The sequence below is a fragment of the Paenibacillus sp. 05T425 genome (assembly GCF_056396205.1).
On sequence record NZ_JBFTLA010000012.1, the window covers coordinates 1 to 16,690 of the forward strand.

The 16,690-nt window shown below is 51.2% G+C and carries 5 protein-coding genes; 2 read left to right on the forward strand and 3 right to left on the reverse strand.

Annotated features, from left to right (window positions below; all coding sequences use genetic code 11):
• Positions 1-252: 252 nt before the first annotated feature.
• Together AC1DF0_RS24305 and AC1DF0_RS24310 are read right to left on the reverse strand one after the other, a co-directional pair.
• Positions 253-2,715 (reverse strand): beta-propeller domain-containing protein, encoded by a 2,463-nt coding sequence (locus AC1DF0_RS24305; RefSeq protein ID WP_442052255.1) that lies wholly within the window; start codon positions 2,713-2,715, stop codon positions 253-255.
• Between the two features lie 122 nt (positions 2,716-2,837).
• Positions 2,838-5,450, reverse strand: coding sequence for a winged helix-turn-helix domain-containing protein (locus AC1DF0_RS24310; protein WP_477575631.1), 2,613 nt, complete (start codon positions 5,448-5,450; stop codon positions 2,838-2,840).
• A gap of 163 nt (positions 5,451-5,613) precedes the next feature.
• Here AC1DF0_RS24310 and AC1DF0_RS24315 point away from each other — a divergent pair, with 163 nt between their 5' ends.
• Complete coding sequence (locus AC1DF0_RS24315; RefSeq protein WP_477575633.1) at positions 5,614-8,958, forward strand: S-layer homology domain-containing protein; 3,345 nt, start codon at positions 5,614-5,616, stop codon at positions 8,956-8,958.
• Between the two features lie 295 nt (positions 8,959-9,253).
• On the opposite strand, the gene AC1DF0_RS24320 is transcribed toward AC1DF0_RS24315, so the two are convergent.
• Positions 9,254-10,219, reverse strand: a complete 966-nt coding sequence (locus AC1DF0_RS24320) for an acetylxylan esterase (RefSeq protein WP_442052252.1) — start codon at positions 10,217-10,219, stop codon at positions 9,254-9,256.
• A 161-nt stretch (positions 10,220-10,380) separates the two neighbouring features.
• On the opposite strand from AC1DF0_RS24320, the gene AC1DF0_RS24325 reads away from it, so the two are divergent.
• Complete coding sequence (locus AC1DF0_RS24325) at positions 10,381-16,356, forward strand: S-layer homology domain-containing protein (RefSeq protein ID WP_477575636.1); 5,976 nt, start codon at positions 10,381-10,383, stop codon at positions 16,354-16,356.
• Positions 16,357-16,690: the final 334 nt, after the last annotated feature.

Consider the following 16,690-nt stretch of genomic DNA (forward strand, 5'->3'; position numbering starts at 1 on the left):
AGTTCGGAATCTACGCTAATCTGATATTGAGTCATACCAAAATCCCTCCAATGAATGTTGTCTCGACAACTCCATTCTAAACGAGGATTCTGGCTATGGCTCCCTTTTTTTGAGATCCTAGCTTTTTACACAAGTATACGGACTCAACTCCAACCTTACTCAAGATGAGCAAAGTTAGTGCAGAAATCCAATATAGCTCATATCAAAAAGGCCGGAACCGCAGCAAGCGCGATTTCCGGCCTTCGTTTCGACCTATTCTTCGATCATTGGCATCGGCAATGTCTCCGGGCCGCCCGGATAAGCCGTATTCGGATAGGATGACTTCGGATAGGTTAAGCTTCCGCGCTCCTTTAAGCTGTCGAGGTTGTTCGCCTTCAGCATGCTGTCCGACAACGTGTACAGGGTGTCGCCTGCATAAAGGATGCGTTTGACCGCTTTGCTGTAATCAAAGCCGTATTGACCGCTCTTAAGCAGATCTTCATCGGACAGATGCGTGATGGTTCCGCGAAGGGTGAAGCCTTGCTTCAAGTCAACCTTATACACGTATGCGCCTTGATAAGTGAACTCGCCATAAGCCGGGAATTGGCCGGGCGCGAGATTTTCTTTGTTCTTAATCTCATGAAGCTGTACCGGGAAAGCCATAAACCCTTTATCCTTGGCAAATAGCAACGCTTTATGGTCGCTCAGCAGCTCGGAGTCTGTACCTCGATCGCCGATGATTTCCTTGAACTGCTCGATAGGCTTATTGACGTTGGTAACGTCGAACATGGCGATCTTCATCCCTTGGTAGAAGGCGGTCGCTGAATCCGGACTCATACCTTCGCCGGTTGTTACGAGAACGGTCTCCTTGCCGAAGCCGATCAAATGATTCTCGTCGTACGGGTGTAAATAATTGCTGTAGCCCGGTATTTTCAACTGGCCGAGCACGGCAGGTTTGGCTGGATTGCGCAGGTCGATAGCGAAGAGCGGATCGACGTTGCGGAACGTCACCATATAGGCGCGATTGCCCATGAAGCGAACGGAATAGATACGCTCGCCGGGAGCGAGTCCTTCCAGCTTGCCGGCTATCGTCAAATTTTCATCCAGCACATATAGATTGTTCGTTGCCGTGTCCGCACCGCTAGCCCACATATTTCCTTTCGTGACGGCGACTCGGAAATAACCGTTATGCTCATCCATGGAATATTGGTTAAGCAAGGTGCCCGGTACTGAACCGTTGCCGATATAGACAATATGGCCTTGATCCAAGCGGAACTTGTAAATTTGCGTCTGCTCCGTGCCCAAATTGCCTGATTGTTGTACATACTTCGTCGTCGTGACATAGAGATGTTTCTCCGAAGCGTATACCGTCTGGCCAGCCCCAAGATAAGCCGATAACTGCAGCTTCTGTTCGGGTTGATCCAGATCGAGCGAGCCGATGAGAAGCATGCTGCTGTCCTGCGAGCCAGGGAAATAACGAATGTCTGATAACGGCAGCGACTGCTGCTTATCGGATATTACGGAGTCCCCGTATACAGGCTCGAAGGATTGAACGGCCTCAGGACTGACTGTGTTGCGGTCATCGAGTACCGGGTAATAATAACTGAATTTATTGCTTATAACATAGAGCGAGCTGCCGACCTTGCGAGAGTCGACATAGCTGCCTTCTTGTTCAATCCTTCTTACTTGCTTTGGCATGCCGGAATCATCCATCTCGTAAACGAATGTTTGGACGAGGCTGCGAGTAGGAATAGAAGGCATAATCGCTCTCTTGTCTACCAACGAAGGGGAATCTTTGGTGTCGATAGCTTCGTTGCTGGCCTCGGCCACGGGGTCAGCTGTATCGACAAGCCCTTTATCATACAAATAGTAGCCATACGTACTCTTCCCGCCTATGACGATGAGTCTCTTGCCGTCCGCATATAGCTCCTGCGGAACGAAGCCTTTCTCGGACGTATAATCAAGCTGTGTAATCAGCTTAGGCTTAGCCGGGTCGGCGATGGATATGACAAGCACCTGCGAGCCGCTGATCTGATAAATGAACCGTCCGTCAGTCTTGGCATAATCGGCCTCATCGACGCCTGCGACTTGCACGTTCGTCTGAGAGTAGTCATTACTTGCGCTTCCCTCTGCTTCAGGGGCGGCCGAGCCTCCGTCCGCCTGCGCTGAATCCTTGGAATCTTCTAGTACTCCACCTTCCAAGTAATAAATGTTGTCGTTCGGGGAGACGGACTGCATAATCTCCTTCAACTTCTCCGCTGTTCCGATAACCGGAAGCTCTTCGGGCTCGTTAATCGTAACGAGCTTGTTCCGAGCGTCCCACGCGACGACAGTTCCGAGCGCTTCCGATAGCGCGCGCAGCGGTACGATCGTTACCTTGCCCAGCAGACGGGGGGCAACGGCTAGCTTAACCGATTTGCCATTCGCAATCATCGTTGTCGAGCCAATCGTTAATGCAGCCGTCTGTTCACCTCGTATAAGCGTTGCTTCCTTTGCTCCGTTATCGCTCGTCCTGTAACCAACGTCAGCTCCGAGCGCCTCGGCGATCTCCCGAAGCGGGACGAGCACGCTGCCGTTCTCAATGAATGCAGCTGTCGACAAGCTTAGAGGGACTCCGTTCACTTTAATGGCAATCTCCGCCTGTGCTGCAGCTTCGCTGCTCCATAATCCTGCGCCTCCCGGCGAAATCAGCAGCAGGATGGCGAGCAACGCGGCTAATAAGCCTTTTCTTCGCATCTTTATGACCCTCCTCTTATATAGCAACCAATAGCAGCAATCAAGTAAGTCCAGTTACTTCCATAAACGAGTCAAGAGGCGCATTGGTTGCGCCTCTTGAAGCGAGTTAAGGAAATAATTTCTTATTCTTCGTCTAGCAATTGGAGGTCTTGTATGGCGAGCAGAGCTTGTGTTCTTGAGGATACGCCAAGCTTGCCGTAAATACGGGAGAGATACACCTTAACCGTTCCCTCGGAAAGAGTGAGAGCGGCGGCAATCTGCTTATTGGAGGCCCCTTTCCGAAGCAGCAACAGAAGCTGAAGCTCGCCGCGGCTTAGCGGTTCGGGCAGAGCGGAGGCAGCATCGTGCTCTTGGGGCTTCGTTGGGAAAGCCGCAAGCAACGCGGTCATATACTCGTCCGATACACCGGTTATGAGCGCAGGCTCCAGCTTATTCGCCTCCCGCTGCTTCGCGTAGGCGCGGATCAAGGAGGCGAGCTTGTCGCCTTCATCGAGATAGCTGCGCATATAACCGAACGGCGCTGTCATAACAAGCGCCGCATGGAGCGAGTGGAGCGCTTTGACCCGTTGCCCGCGCTGCTCTTCGATGCACGCTGTCAGTATGGATATTTCTACAAGGCTTACTAAACAAGCCTCTCGTTCTGCCTGCGGTCTCAGCAAGCGAAGCAATCGCAGCGCGTCTAGCTCCTTGCGCTGGGCAGCAAGCACACGGACATAGGTCGTATATTTGTAAAAGCTGCTGAATAGCGGACGATCCTTAGGTGCGACACCTAGCCCCGGCAATTCCTTCTTCGCAGATGCAAGCTTGCCTTCACTCAAGTACAGGCGGATTTTGCAAGCGATTAAGGTATGGCGCCAGTGCATATCAAAGCCTGTCCAACTGCTGGATAACTGCAAAGCTTCGTCGATCGTGAGATGAGCAAGCTCCGGATCTTCTTCAGCCATATGGATATACGCCTGCGTAATTCGATTAGGGATGAACAGGCCGAGCGTTCTCTTGGCGCGGGCTGCGCGGTCGATGGCGGGGATCTGCGCTGTTGCACGATCAAGTCGATTCCATTCGTAATAGCCTTCGCATAATGACTGCATGACATAAAGGTTAATAAGCGATTCATTCCAGTTGTGGGCTGCGAGCAGGCCGGTGAATAAGTGCGCGATACTTTCCGTATCAGCGGTAAGGACGCCTTTCATGCCGAAGGAGGTGCGTCTGACGAGCGGCTCCGATAAATTGTAATTGAAATTGTAGTAGATCGAGTCCTGCGGCAGCATCAGCATCGAATCTGTCTTGGCGAAGGATAGCCACTGCTCGAACAATCCGCTCGTGAAGAGCAGATTGGACTTCACGAACAGCAAGCCGCTATGCAGCTGGCCGCGTCGTTCACCAGCTTCTATATTAGCGAATTGGCTCTCAATGTGGCCCATCATCGCTTCAGCGCGTGGTGCTTGTCCTGTCACGATTAGTATGAAAGCATTCAGCAAACCCATCTCGGGCGTACGTCGCTCGGATTCGGCGGGAAAGCTGTCGAACCACCTAGCCAGCGTAGCGAATTCGCCTTTCTGCAGCATTATCGGCGCTTGCTTCTCCAGCAGTTGTTCCGTCAGCAGGAAATCGCCTGAAGCTACCGCATAATCGATTGCTTCCTCCATGAACCCTCGCGCTGCGAAGCTTATGCTTGCATTACGGTTATGGGCGAGCCAATGGTCCATATGAAGCTTCTTCGATTGGTTCTGAAGAAATTCGGCGAACAAGTGATGATAACGGAACCAAACGTTATTCTCATCGAGCGGAACGAGAAACAGGTTGCGGGCTTTCAGCTCTTCGAGCATCTTGCTGCCGCCGAACGTTCCAGCTAAAGCGTCGCATAGCTCGGCATCCATTCGAGTCAGCATTGACGTCCTGTATAGAAACTGAGCAACGGGTTCGGGAAGACGCGCAAGCACCTCTTGGAACAAATAATTGCCAATCATACGATGCTCGCCTGAGAAGCTATCGATAATCGATTCGATAACAGAGGCACCTTCAAGCGAGATCGATATGAGCTGCAAGGCGGTGATCCAACCTTCCGTTCGCTGATGCAGCGATTCTACATGCAGTCGTGTCAGCGCTACAGCGGTGCTCGTTGCATAATAGGATTCAGCCTCATCCAGCGAAAATTGCAATTGACGGGCATCGACCTCGGTATGCTCACCGCGCGACGTCCACTTGGCCACCCGGAACGGCAGCTCGCTGCGGCTGGCGAGAAGCACATGGACATGCTTAGGCAGCCAGTCGATGAAGTAGACGACGCTCGTATGTATATCCTCAAGGTGAATGAACTGATAGTCATCCCAGACGAGCGCAAGCGGCTCAAGGGCAAGGAACAGCTCATTGATAAGCACATCGATAAACATCGTTATAGACAGATTGGGCAGATGAAGCAGCAGCTCTGTTAGCCGCTCCGCTTGGACGGCATCTGCCGCTTCAATTAATGACTGAGTCACATATCGCCAAAATCGTATCGTATCGTTGTCGTATTCATCCAGCGCGACCCAAGCTACGGAATAATCGCATTGGCTAATCCATTGGCTGAGCAGCGTCGTCTTACCGTATCCGGCAGGGGCGCATACCGCCGTTAGCCGACCTTGCATGCTGCGGTTTATTCCGGCAACCAATCTTTCACGCGAAATGAGCCCGCTTTTGACGGCGGGCGGCGTAGTTTTCGTTTTTAACAGGATGTATCCAGCTGTTGGAATCATAGCTCCTCCGCATCATTCGACAGACTTCTAATTTCTTTCTATTATATAAGACTTTTTATTTGAAAATCGATAGATGATTAACTTTTGTTAATCGTTTTTCGACTTTTTTCGAGGTATCCTTATACCCACCTAATAGAGTTGTAACGAAAGGGAAGTGATTATCGTGAAATCATACTTACGACACACATTGGTTCAACGATTTGGGAAGCTTATGTTTGCCGCTGCTGTTGTCGGCTCGACCGTGCTTGCAGGGACGTCTGGAACGGCAAACGCCGCCGGGGGGAACGATGATTACGTATTTGAGCGGAGGGCGCCGGAGTCCAATATCTACTTTAATGGGGCGACTGACGTTGCCGTGAACGGAGAAGGTACGGTATTCGTTGCCGATTCCGGCAACGAGCAGATTCGTGTGTTTGATCCAACGGGGCAGGAGCTTGCTGAGTGGGATTGGGTTGGGGATGGGAATCCCGAGTTAGTTACGATAAGCGCTGACGGGTACTTGTATGTTGTGTATGACAATCATAGGGTACACAAGGTATCCGTTGACGAGGAATACAATTTCACTGTAGTCAATGAATGGGATGGGGCGGAACAGTTCGACAGCATAAGCGGGATTGCCGTGCATGATGAAAGCGGCGACGTACTGCTGACGGATTCTTCATTGAACCGTATTTGGGTGCTCCTTGATGTAGAGGTGGACGATCCTAACCGGATTCAGTTCACAAGCAGTTATTTGGGCTCGGATGGGGCGCAAAGCTTTGAATCACCAGAGGATATCGTTTTTGGCAATGGCGGACAATTATACATAGCAGAGAGCAACAGCCGTATTCTCGTCATCGATATGGATGGTATGTTAGTCGACGAGTGGGAGAACGGGCAGGAGGGCAGTACGGTCGAGATCGATTCTATAAAAAATATAGCGTTCGGTCGAGAAGGTCATCTGTATGTGACCGACGAGGATGGGGACCAGCTTATTCGTTTCGGTGAGGATTGGGAAAGCATTGCGGTCGGTTCGGAAGGAGTAGCGAGCGGTCAATTTGACAGCCCAAGGGGGGTTGCCGTATCGAGCGATGGACTTGTATATGTCGTCGACAGCTATAATGCCCGTATTCAACAATTCAATGCTGAGCTTGAGTCCCTTGACAGCTGGGGAAGCTTCGGAGACGAGCTTGGCAAGTTCTATTATCCAGATCATGTCGCTATCGACAAGGACGGGTTTGTTTATGTAGCCGACATTGGCAATCAGCGGGTTCAGAAGTTTGATTCCGATCTGAACTTTGTTCAAGCTCAAGGCGGGGGGAACAATTTCTATCCTACGGGAGTTGCCGTGGATTCCGATAGCAACGTATATATATCGGACTTTTACAATCTTTATAAATACGCCGCCGCTAGCGGTGATCTGCTTCCCTTCTATACGTATCTTAACGATCCTAGAGATATCGAGATAGACAGGAATAACAACGTATACGTGGCGGACAATGTAGGTCATAGAGTCCTCGTGCTGGATCCAAGCGGGAATGAGCTTCGCGAATTCGAGGGGATTGCAGTAGATTCCTATTATTTCAATCCAACTGCTATTGCCGTAGACAATGAAAGAGAGCTTGTGTATGCTTCTACCTCCAGTGTTATTCAAGTTTTTTCATTCGAAGGGGAACAGGTGTCGGTGGATTGGCTTGAGGGTGATTGGAGTATAGGCTCTATTAATGATATTGACGTAGACGAAGCGGGAAATGTGTATGTGGCGGATTCAAGCAGCGGATCTATTCTCAAATTCAGTCCCGAAGGGTTGTTGGTGGATGAAATTTGGGGAACGGACGAAGGATCATTCCATGGTTTGGGCAAAGTTGGCGTAGACGGCAACGGTGACGTCTACGCAACCGACTTCTATGGCAGCACGCTGAATAAGTTTGCTTTTACGGCTAACCGTCTTGCTGGATTAACTTCATCCAAAGGGACATGGAATACGCCGTTCGAATCAGGTACGCAGGTGTATTCGATTACGCTTGGCGCGGGCGACAGCAAGTTCACGTTAACGCCGGAGGCATTTGATGAGGATGCTCAGATTATCGTTAACGGCGCCGTTGTCGATAGCGGGGAGGCCTCGGCTGCCATCTCCATCGCGGCTGGCGCATCAAAAACGATCTTGGTCGAGGTAACGTCCGAAGATAGTGTGAAGCGGGAATATACGTTGTCCGTAAGCCGTTCAGGCTCAGGCGGCAATAATAGCGGACCTGAAGAGGCAGTGACGGAACCGGAAGCAGCGCCTCCGATTAACGTTGTAGTTGACGGTCAGGAGGATGAAGCGGCGCAAGGTCTTCTGAAGGATGCTATAGTTACAGCTGGCGCAGGCGGAGTTAATGTTGACATTAGCGAGGCGGGCGTGGAACAGCTGCTAGGCAGCGAGGATGCTCCGGATTCCATCGTATTGCGTTTCGACGCGAACAGCAATTGGATCGACCTCGGTCTTCCGCAGTCGCTTATCCAGCTGGCATTAACGAGTCCCAATGCCGTTATCGAGCTGCGGACGGGCTTCGGCACGCTGAAGCTGAAGCTTGCCGATCTATTGCGAGAATTGGACGGAGATGTTGCATCGATACGGATTCGTGTGTCCAAGGAAACACTCATTCCGTCAAGCGACGGTGGAGCTGTTCAGCCAATCGGGGCTTCGACTGTACGGTTCGGACTTACAGCAATATCGAAGTCAGGCCAAAGTAAGCCGGTCGTATTCAAGCGTGGTTATGCGCAATTCTTGTTGCCTGTATCGAATGTTTCCGGCAATCCAATCGGCCGCGAACATATGGGCGTAGCGCTTGACTCTAGCGGTGCGGTATCGTATCCGTTGCCTACGTTGTTCGGCGTCAATCAGACTGCAGTTCTCCATTTGAAGGGCGATGCTGTGTTTACAGTGATTCGTCATACGAATACATTCTCGGACGGAACGGCAGCTCCATATGCAGCKAATGCGATCGGAGTGCTTAGCAACAAATTTATCGTAAATGGTATGACGGACGAGCTGTTCCAGCCATTCGGAGAGCTGAACCGGGCACAGTTCGCGACGTTGATCTTAAGGTCGCTGGGCATTCAGGAAGCTTCCTCTGCATCCAGCCAGTCGCCAAGCTTCACGGATGTGGCGGCAGAGCAGTGGTATGGCGGAGCGATTGCAACGGCAAGCGAGCTCGGCATCATAAGCGGATTCACCGACGGTTCGTTCAGACCAAACCAAAAGGTGAACCGTCAGGAGCTCTTAACCATCGTCTATAATGCGCTTAAGCTTACAGGTGCGGCAGTCGAGCTGTCGGATGAGGAAACGACGCAGCTATTGGCCTCGTTCACAGACAAGGACAACATTGCACCGTGGGCGAAGAAGGCAATAGCCTACGCGGTGAAGCACGGTATCGTGCAAGGACAACCGAACGGCAGCTTCGCTCCAACGGCAGCGGCTAACCGCGCGCAAGGCACAGTCGTGATATACAATATGCTGCAAGCAGCAGGCTTGTTGGATAAATAACAAAAGAGGCAGGCAAGGACTCTAGCAATAGATGTCCTTGCCTGCCTTTGTTTTGCTTCGGTGTGCCCTTCGACCTTGGTCAAATAGGTATTGAACGAAATAACTGGAATTTCTCCTTTTATTGCTGACCTTCCTGTCAACTTTTATCAAATAGATGGAATTTCTCCCGTTAAGAATTCTGTTTCTCAGTCGAATGGGTGATATTGGTGAAATTAACATGAGGAAATCCCGTTATTCTATACTTCCTGCGGTATTTGCCAATAAATAACTGGAGGAATTCCCTTTATTTCAAATGCTATTCAAACCACTCCGAATAATGCGCTCGAACGAACGCCAGCTTTTTCTCCAAATGACCTGAGCCGCCGCCCTCGTGACCGTTGAAAGGATAGAGGACGATTTCTTTCTCGCTAGTGATTCGGTTATAAGTGGCAAAGTACATTTGCGCAGGACATACCTCGTCTTTCAGCGCTGCCGAGGCGAAGACGCGGCATTTAATCCGGTCCGCCATATTCATCGTGTCAAAATAGCTCAGGTTATCGAATACGAGATCGGTTTGCTCTGGGTGTCTCTTCAAATAATCGGTAACGCTCGCGAACGCGCCGTGATTGCCTTCGACGCGGCTTACGATATTGCTGTTGCTTGGCACGTCGACGAGCGCCAGAACGGGTCTGTCGTCCAGCGCGCATACCGCCATGCCGAGCGCGCCGCCTTGGCTGCCGCCTTCGATGACGATCCGGGCCGGATCCACTTCCGGTTGCTGGCAAGCAAAGTCGATCGCCTTCAAGCAGTCCATGTAGGCGTGACGGAAATAATATTCGTCTTTGTTATGTACGCCTTTGCAGATCACGTTCGTCATGTGTCCGCTCGTATAGACGGCGCTGTCGCCCGTGCTGCCGCCTTGGTCTCGGACATCAATTGATAGAACGGCGAAGCCCATCGTTATCCAGTGCATAAAGTTTGATGGCGTGCCGCGGCTGCCGGTGAATCCATGATAATGAATGATGCATGGATAGTTGTCTTTACCTAAGAACGTAGGCACGATAAACCAACCATTGATCCTCGTCTCGTCCATTCCGCAATAGGAAATATCGTACACGCTGACAAGCGGGCTCGGATAATCGATTTGCTGTTTTGCGGATTGAAGCGGTACCGATTTTGCCTGACGGAGGGTGTCCGACCAAAATTGGTCGAAATCTTCTTTTTTCGTTAAAGCGGGAGAATAGTCGTACAATTGCCTCGATACCTCGGAAACATACCCCATACTCTATAATCCTCCTAATCACTTTCTAGTCGTTATTATAAATCCATTTACAAACTTTTCATAGAACGTTAACGCCTCTCATACATAAGGTCTGTAAAATGCACTACTGAGCCTACGTGCGAACTAACCTAGAAAATAGAATGGAAGAGGTGCTTTACGTTTTGAACAAGTTGAGAAAAAGAATGGCAATGCTGCTGCTGGGCAGCATGACGCTAGGATTAATCCCTGCTCCGGCAGGCGCGGTACCCGTACCGTACGATTCAATACCGAAGCTGTTGATTACAGAGGTGGTGCCTGATAGCGAAAATATATCACCTACGATTGCAACCGATGCCTATGAATTTATTGAAGTTTATAACAATACAGATGAGAATATTGATTTTGATGGCAACTACTCGATCGTCTATCGGAATGGCGGGACAGATACGCCTTGGAATGCTACGGATGCCGATGGGGATATCGTGATTCCGGCGCATCAGTCGGTGGCGTTCTGGATTATGAATGCTTCGAACACCGCGTTTACTGAGGCTGATTTTAACACTAACTACGGAACAAGCTTAGTTGAGGGCGTATCCTTGTTCCGCTTGAACGGCGGCGGAGGGTTGCACAACTCCTCACCTCGCGACATCTTAATCAAGGACGCAGGTGGCGCAATCATCGCGATGGCATCCTACGAGAATGATGCACAGACGGTGAAGAACAAAGGCATTCTGTACAAATATCCGATCGACGGATCGGTTCAGATGCGAATGATGACGAATCCGGGGTCGAAGGCCGCTACTCCTGGTCTCGCCGAAGCGGGGCAAGTGCCTGACGAGTCTTCAGGCTCTGGCGCTTCGTATGAATCTTCACTCGCTATCGTTCATGCGCCTGCTGCAGAGACGGGACTTGCCGATTATACGATCACGGCCGAGCTGACCGATTATATCGGAACCGTAACGTCATCGGTGTACTATAAGACTGACGAGCAATCCGAGTACACGCAGCTAGGCGGAGAAACTATAGTTAGAGCTAGCGGTACGGACTACAGTTTGACGGCGATGATTCCGCACGAAGCGTTCGCGGACAATAGCGTACTCTCTTACTACATCGAGGCGCAGGACGAATCTGGCGATCCGTCTGTTGTCTCCGAGACGTACGATGTGAACGTCACGCCGGAAGGGGAGGAGCCTGCTAATGAGCCGGAGGAACTCTCCTTGCTCATCACGGAGCTTGTTCCCGATTCAACGAATGTAGGAGCATCGGATGGTTATGAGTTTATTGAGCTTTATAATCCTTCATCCGAAGCGGTGAGTTTGAATGATTACGAACTCTACTACCGCAATGGCGGCACGGATACGCGTTGGCCGCTGCAGACGGCGGATGAAGTGACCATTCCTGCACGCGATGCGATCGTCTTATGGGTTATAAATGCGGATAACGGCGCAGCAACCGCAGATATGTTCAATGCGAATTATGGAGGAGCGGCGCTCGCGGAGGGCGTGGATTTGTTCCGTTTGGCTCAAACGGGAGGCATGGCAAATGGCGGCCCGAGGACGCTCGTTGTTAAGAGCAAGAGCGGCAAAGAAATCGTGTCCGCCGCGTATGAGAACGACGCTCAGACCGTACCTGACAAAGGGATTTTCTATAGCGTCCCAATTAGCGGGACAAGCATGCTGATGATGGCCGGCGCGGGCACGGCTGCAGCGACGCCGGGCCGCGTCGCTGCGGAGCAATTGGTTCCGCCGGGCGGCAATATGCCGCCGGTCATTACGCATACGCCTTCGGCAGGCGTTCAACTAGGCAGCGATGCCGCGATTACGGTTGCGATCGCCAATGCGGAGAGCGACCAAGGAAAGACCGACGACCCGGTATCGGCTGCGCTCTATTATAAGTCGGAATCGCAGCAATATTATACGGCTGCCGCAATGACGACGACTGGCGGCGGCGTATACAAGGCATCTATTCCAAGGGCGGCTCAAGTCGAATCCAAGCTCGAGTATTACGTGCAAGCCAAGGATAGCGTCCACACGGTTGAATCGGAGCATTACGAGCTGCCGGTTACCGGCTTCCCTGTATTTAATGCGAACAAAGTACCTCCGCTTCTTATAACGGAGCTGCTGCCGAACAGCGTGAACGTAGGCAGCGCGGACGGCTACGAGTTTATCGAGATTTATAACAATACCACGGAAGATATCAACTTCCAAGATTATAAGCTCTACTACCGGTATACGGACTCCGGTCCTTCGGCGGACGTCATCTGGCCAACGGATCGCGAGGACATTACGATTCCAGCAGAAAGCTCCGTCGTGTTCTGGGTCATTAACAGCGCCAATACGGCTAAAACGGCAGCGGATTTCAACGCGCAGTTCGGCGTTGACCTTGTGGAAGGCGAGTCGCTATTCAAGGTGTATTCCGACGGGATGGCGAACGGCTCCAGACGTGGCGTTGTCATTGGGACAAATACGCATAAGGAAGTATCAGCGGTCTATTATGACGGGGCGCTTCCTGGCGAAACGTCGGACAGCAAAGGCATCTATTATGCATACCCGAGGAACGGATCCGTCGAATCGTTCAAATATAGCATAGGCACGAAAGCGGCTACGCCAGGTTCGTTAGAGGTCATCCAGAAGCCTGCCGACCCTATCCGTTTGACGGCGGATACAAATGCTCCAGTCATCGATGATGTAACGGCTTTAACGGAGGTCGCGGAGTCCGAGACGCTTAAACTGGTTGCCGACGTTCGGGACGACCGCGAAGTTCGGACAGTGACGGTGTATGTGAAAACGAACGCCGATGCGGGTTATACGAAGCATTACTTGTACGAGGATTACGATGATAAAATGTTCCATTTCACCGTGGCTTCGCCGGAAATGGTAGGCAAAGCCTACGTCGAATATTACTTCGAGGCTTCCGATGGTACCCATAAGGAGCAATCTGCTCCTGTACGCGTCAACATTACGGGCGGATCCGATCGTTCGGAGTTGCGCTTGAATGCAAAGGACGGCAAGCTCGTGTCCGGCATATTCGAGCTGAAAGCGACTTCCGAGAGCGAGGATGCGGACGCACTGACGCTTACCGTGGACGAAGCCGTTCAAAGCGATACGTACCGTGCGCTTGAGCATGACGCGTACTTTGCCTTCGAAGCGGCCGAGGTCAATTATTATTTCAAAAACGCGGTTACGATGGGTGAGGAAATCCTCTATACGTTCATGGATCCAATCAACACCTATACGACGCTTAATTATCTAATCGCCAGCGACAGGCTGAAGCTGGGCGATAATAAGATCGCTATCCGCGCAGGAACGAAGACCGGACCATTCGATAACCGTCCGGAGGAGAACAAGGACGACTTCAAGGTGCGCAATGTGCGGCTGGTTCTGTCGGACGGCACAGTTATCTATGATTCGTTGTATGCCGATAAGTCAAAGGATATCAAGATGGGTGACAGCGCGGGCAAATTCCCGGCGATCGAGTTCAACTTGACGCTTGAAGAAGACATGCTTCGCTCCAAAGCGCTCGCTTGGGATACGACAAAGCTTACCGACGGTAAGCATACGGTAACGGTATCCGCCGGCGGGGCAAGCAGCGTATCGGCTGAAGTAACGGTCGACAACACGGCTCCTACGATTACGCCTTCGCTGCAAGACGGAGAGACTTACCGCGGTCAACTGACTATCGATGCTGTTGTGAGCGATGCTCTGGCTGGCGTCAAGTCGGTAACGGCTGCTCTTGACGGAGAAGCGATCGAGCTTCCGTACGCGACATCTTCCGGAAAGCTGACGAGCGGAGAGCATACGCTAACCGTCAAAGCGACAGATCAAGCAGGCAACGCCAGCGAGCGTACGATTACGTTCAACGTGCCGAATGAAAATCCGGATAAGCCGGAGCTTATCGCGCCGCTGAACGGTTCCAGCCTGACGGCGAATCGCGTCAACCTGACGGTAAAGGCAACCGATCCGATGGGCGATATGCTTAAGCTGACGTTTTATAAAGGCTTTAACTTTGATGCACTGAGCAAGCAGGGCTTCACGGCCTATTCGGGCGCTTCCGATACAGAGCCGCCGAAGCAGCTTCAGCCAGGCGGGGAGCAGCTGTTCACAAAGGAAGATTATGCGAAGATTGCGAAAGCCGATGGCGAGTATCTCGTCAACGATTCCGTTAACCAGTTCCCGTATCATCGCTTCGACATGAAGCTGGATTCGTCGGTGAAGGCGAGCGATCTCGTCGATATCGAGTGGAGCGGCAAGTCGCTGGAGGGGCGCAAAGTCAGCCTTTATGCATGGGATCAGAAGGCAGGCAAATGGGCACTGCTGGATTATAAAATAGCCGGTGAAGAAGACTTTACGCTTAGCGCGCAAGTAAAGGCCGGCGATTACAACGCTGGCGGCGTCATTCATGCGATGGTGCAGGATGAGCTGCCTGTCACGCAGGACGAATATGATTTCTCGTTCGTATGGATGTCGGATACGCAATATTATTCCGAGAGCTATCCGGAGATTTATGAGGGCAACGTTAATTGGATCGTCGACAGCCAAGACGAGATGAACATCAAATATGTCATCCATACGGGCGACATTGTTGACGACGCCGATCAGGCTTATCAATGGACGGAAGCGAACAAAAGCATGAAAGTACTCGAGGATGCGAACATGCCTTACGGCGTTCTTGCCGGTAACCATGACGTGTCGCATCAAACCGGGGATTACAGCTACTATTGGAAGCATTACGGGGAAGACCGCTTTAAGGATGAACCGCACTACGGCGGCTCGTATCAAAATAACCGCGGCCATTACGACCTGATTTCCGCTGGCGGCGTCGATTTCATCATCGTGTATATGGGCTGGAATATCGGCGACGACGAGATTCAATGGGTCAACGATGCTGTCGCGGCGTATCCGGATCGGAAGGCGATCCTGGCCTTCCATGAATACATGCTCGTATCGAACAATCGCGCACCGATTGCGGATAAAATCTATGAGCGCGTCGTCGTACCGAATCCGAACGTCATCGCTACGCTCTCCGGCCATTACCATGACGCCGAGACGCTCGTGGACGAGATTGACGACAACGGGGACGGAACGCCGGACCGCAAAGTGTATCAAATGTTGGCCGATTATCAAGGCGCAGAGATGGGCGGACTCGGATATATTCGCTTGATGCAGTTTGATCTGAAGAACAACCAAATCCATATGAAGACGTATTCGCCTTACTTGGACGACTATAACTACTACGATCCGACTGAGTATCCAGGCAAGGATGAGTTCGATATGGACGTTGATCTCAGAGAGATGAACAAACGGGTAGCGACGGACTATTTTGGCGTCAAAGTGTATACGGATCAGAAGATCGGTACGGTTCAAAATGCAGCAAGCGGCTCGGAAGCTACCGTTACTTGGAGCGGCTTGAAAGAGAATCGCTACTATGAATGGTATGTAGCTGCCGAAGACGCGAACAGCGGTTATACGCTTTCGGATATTTGGGGCTTCGCCGTAGGCGATCTCCCGAATAGCGGCAATGGCAACGGCAATGGGGAGACGGAAATACCGACAGAACCCGAAGAACCGACAGAACCGGAAATTCCGGTAGATCCGACGGATCCTACTGAACCTTCGCAGCCGCAATCACCATTCACGGATACGAAAAATCATTGGGCTAGTGAAGCAATCGATAAACTGTCCGGAAAGAAGATATTAAGCGGTTATCCGGATGGCAGCTTCAAGCCGGATGCGCGCATGACCCGTGCCGAATATGCGGCGGTCATGTTCCGTTTACTCGGTTTGGCAGCACCAACAAGCCCATCGTTATCGTTCACCGATACGGTAGCCAATGCTTGGTACGGCTCATATGTTCAAGCTTTGACAGAAGCGGGTATCGTGAAGGGATTCGAGGATGGCAGCTTCAGGCCAAGACAGCAAATGACGAGAGAGGAAGCATTCGTCATTCTATATCGCGCAGTGAAGGATCGTCTTCCTGCACCATCAACGGGTGGTACGAAGATCGCCGATTTGGAAGGCGTCTCGCCTTGGGCAAGGGAAGCGTTGACGGCTCTCGTTGAAGCAGGTATTATCAAAGGCTATGAAGACGGTACACTACGACCTAAGAAAACGATCACAAGAGCAGAAATCGCGACGATAATCGCGTATTTCGCGAAATAAATAGGATGGATGGCGAATGAGGGGATACCTCGTTCGCCATCTTCTTTTTGGGGCCGACTGTCGAGAATTAGCGAATGATCAAACGTTTGCACATTGATGGAGATGAGTTTTGCTAAAAGAGAATTTGAATCGGAATGATTTGAGCTTTATGAAAATGATAATTAAAGGAAAACGAAGATAACAAGTGATTGGTTGAAATTGTAAACGGTTACTTTATGAATTTGGCGGATTTCGATAGAATATCACCATTTAATAACAATCCATCTTGTTGTACACTAGCTTCAGGAAATAAAAGCGCTTACTTTATCTTTGGATGGATGAGGTTGGCGTTATT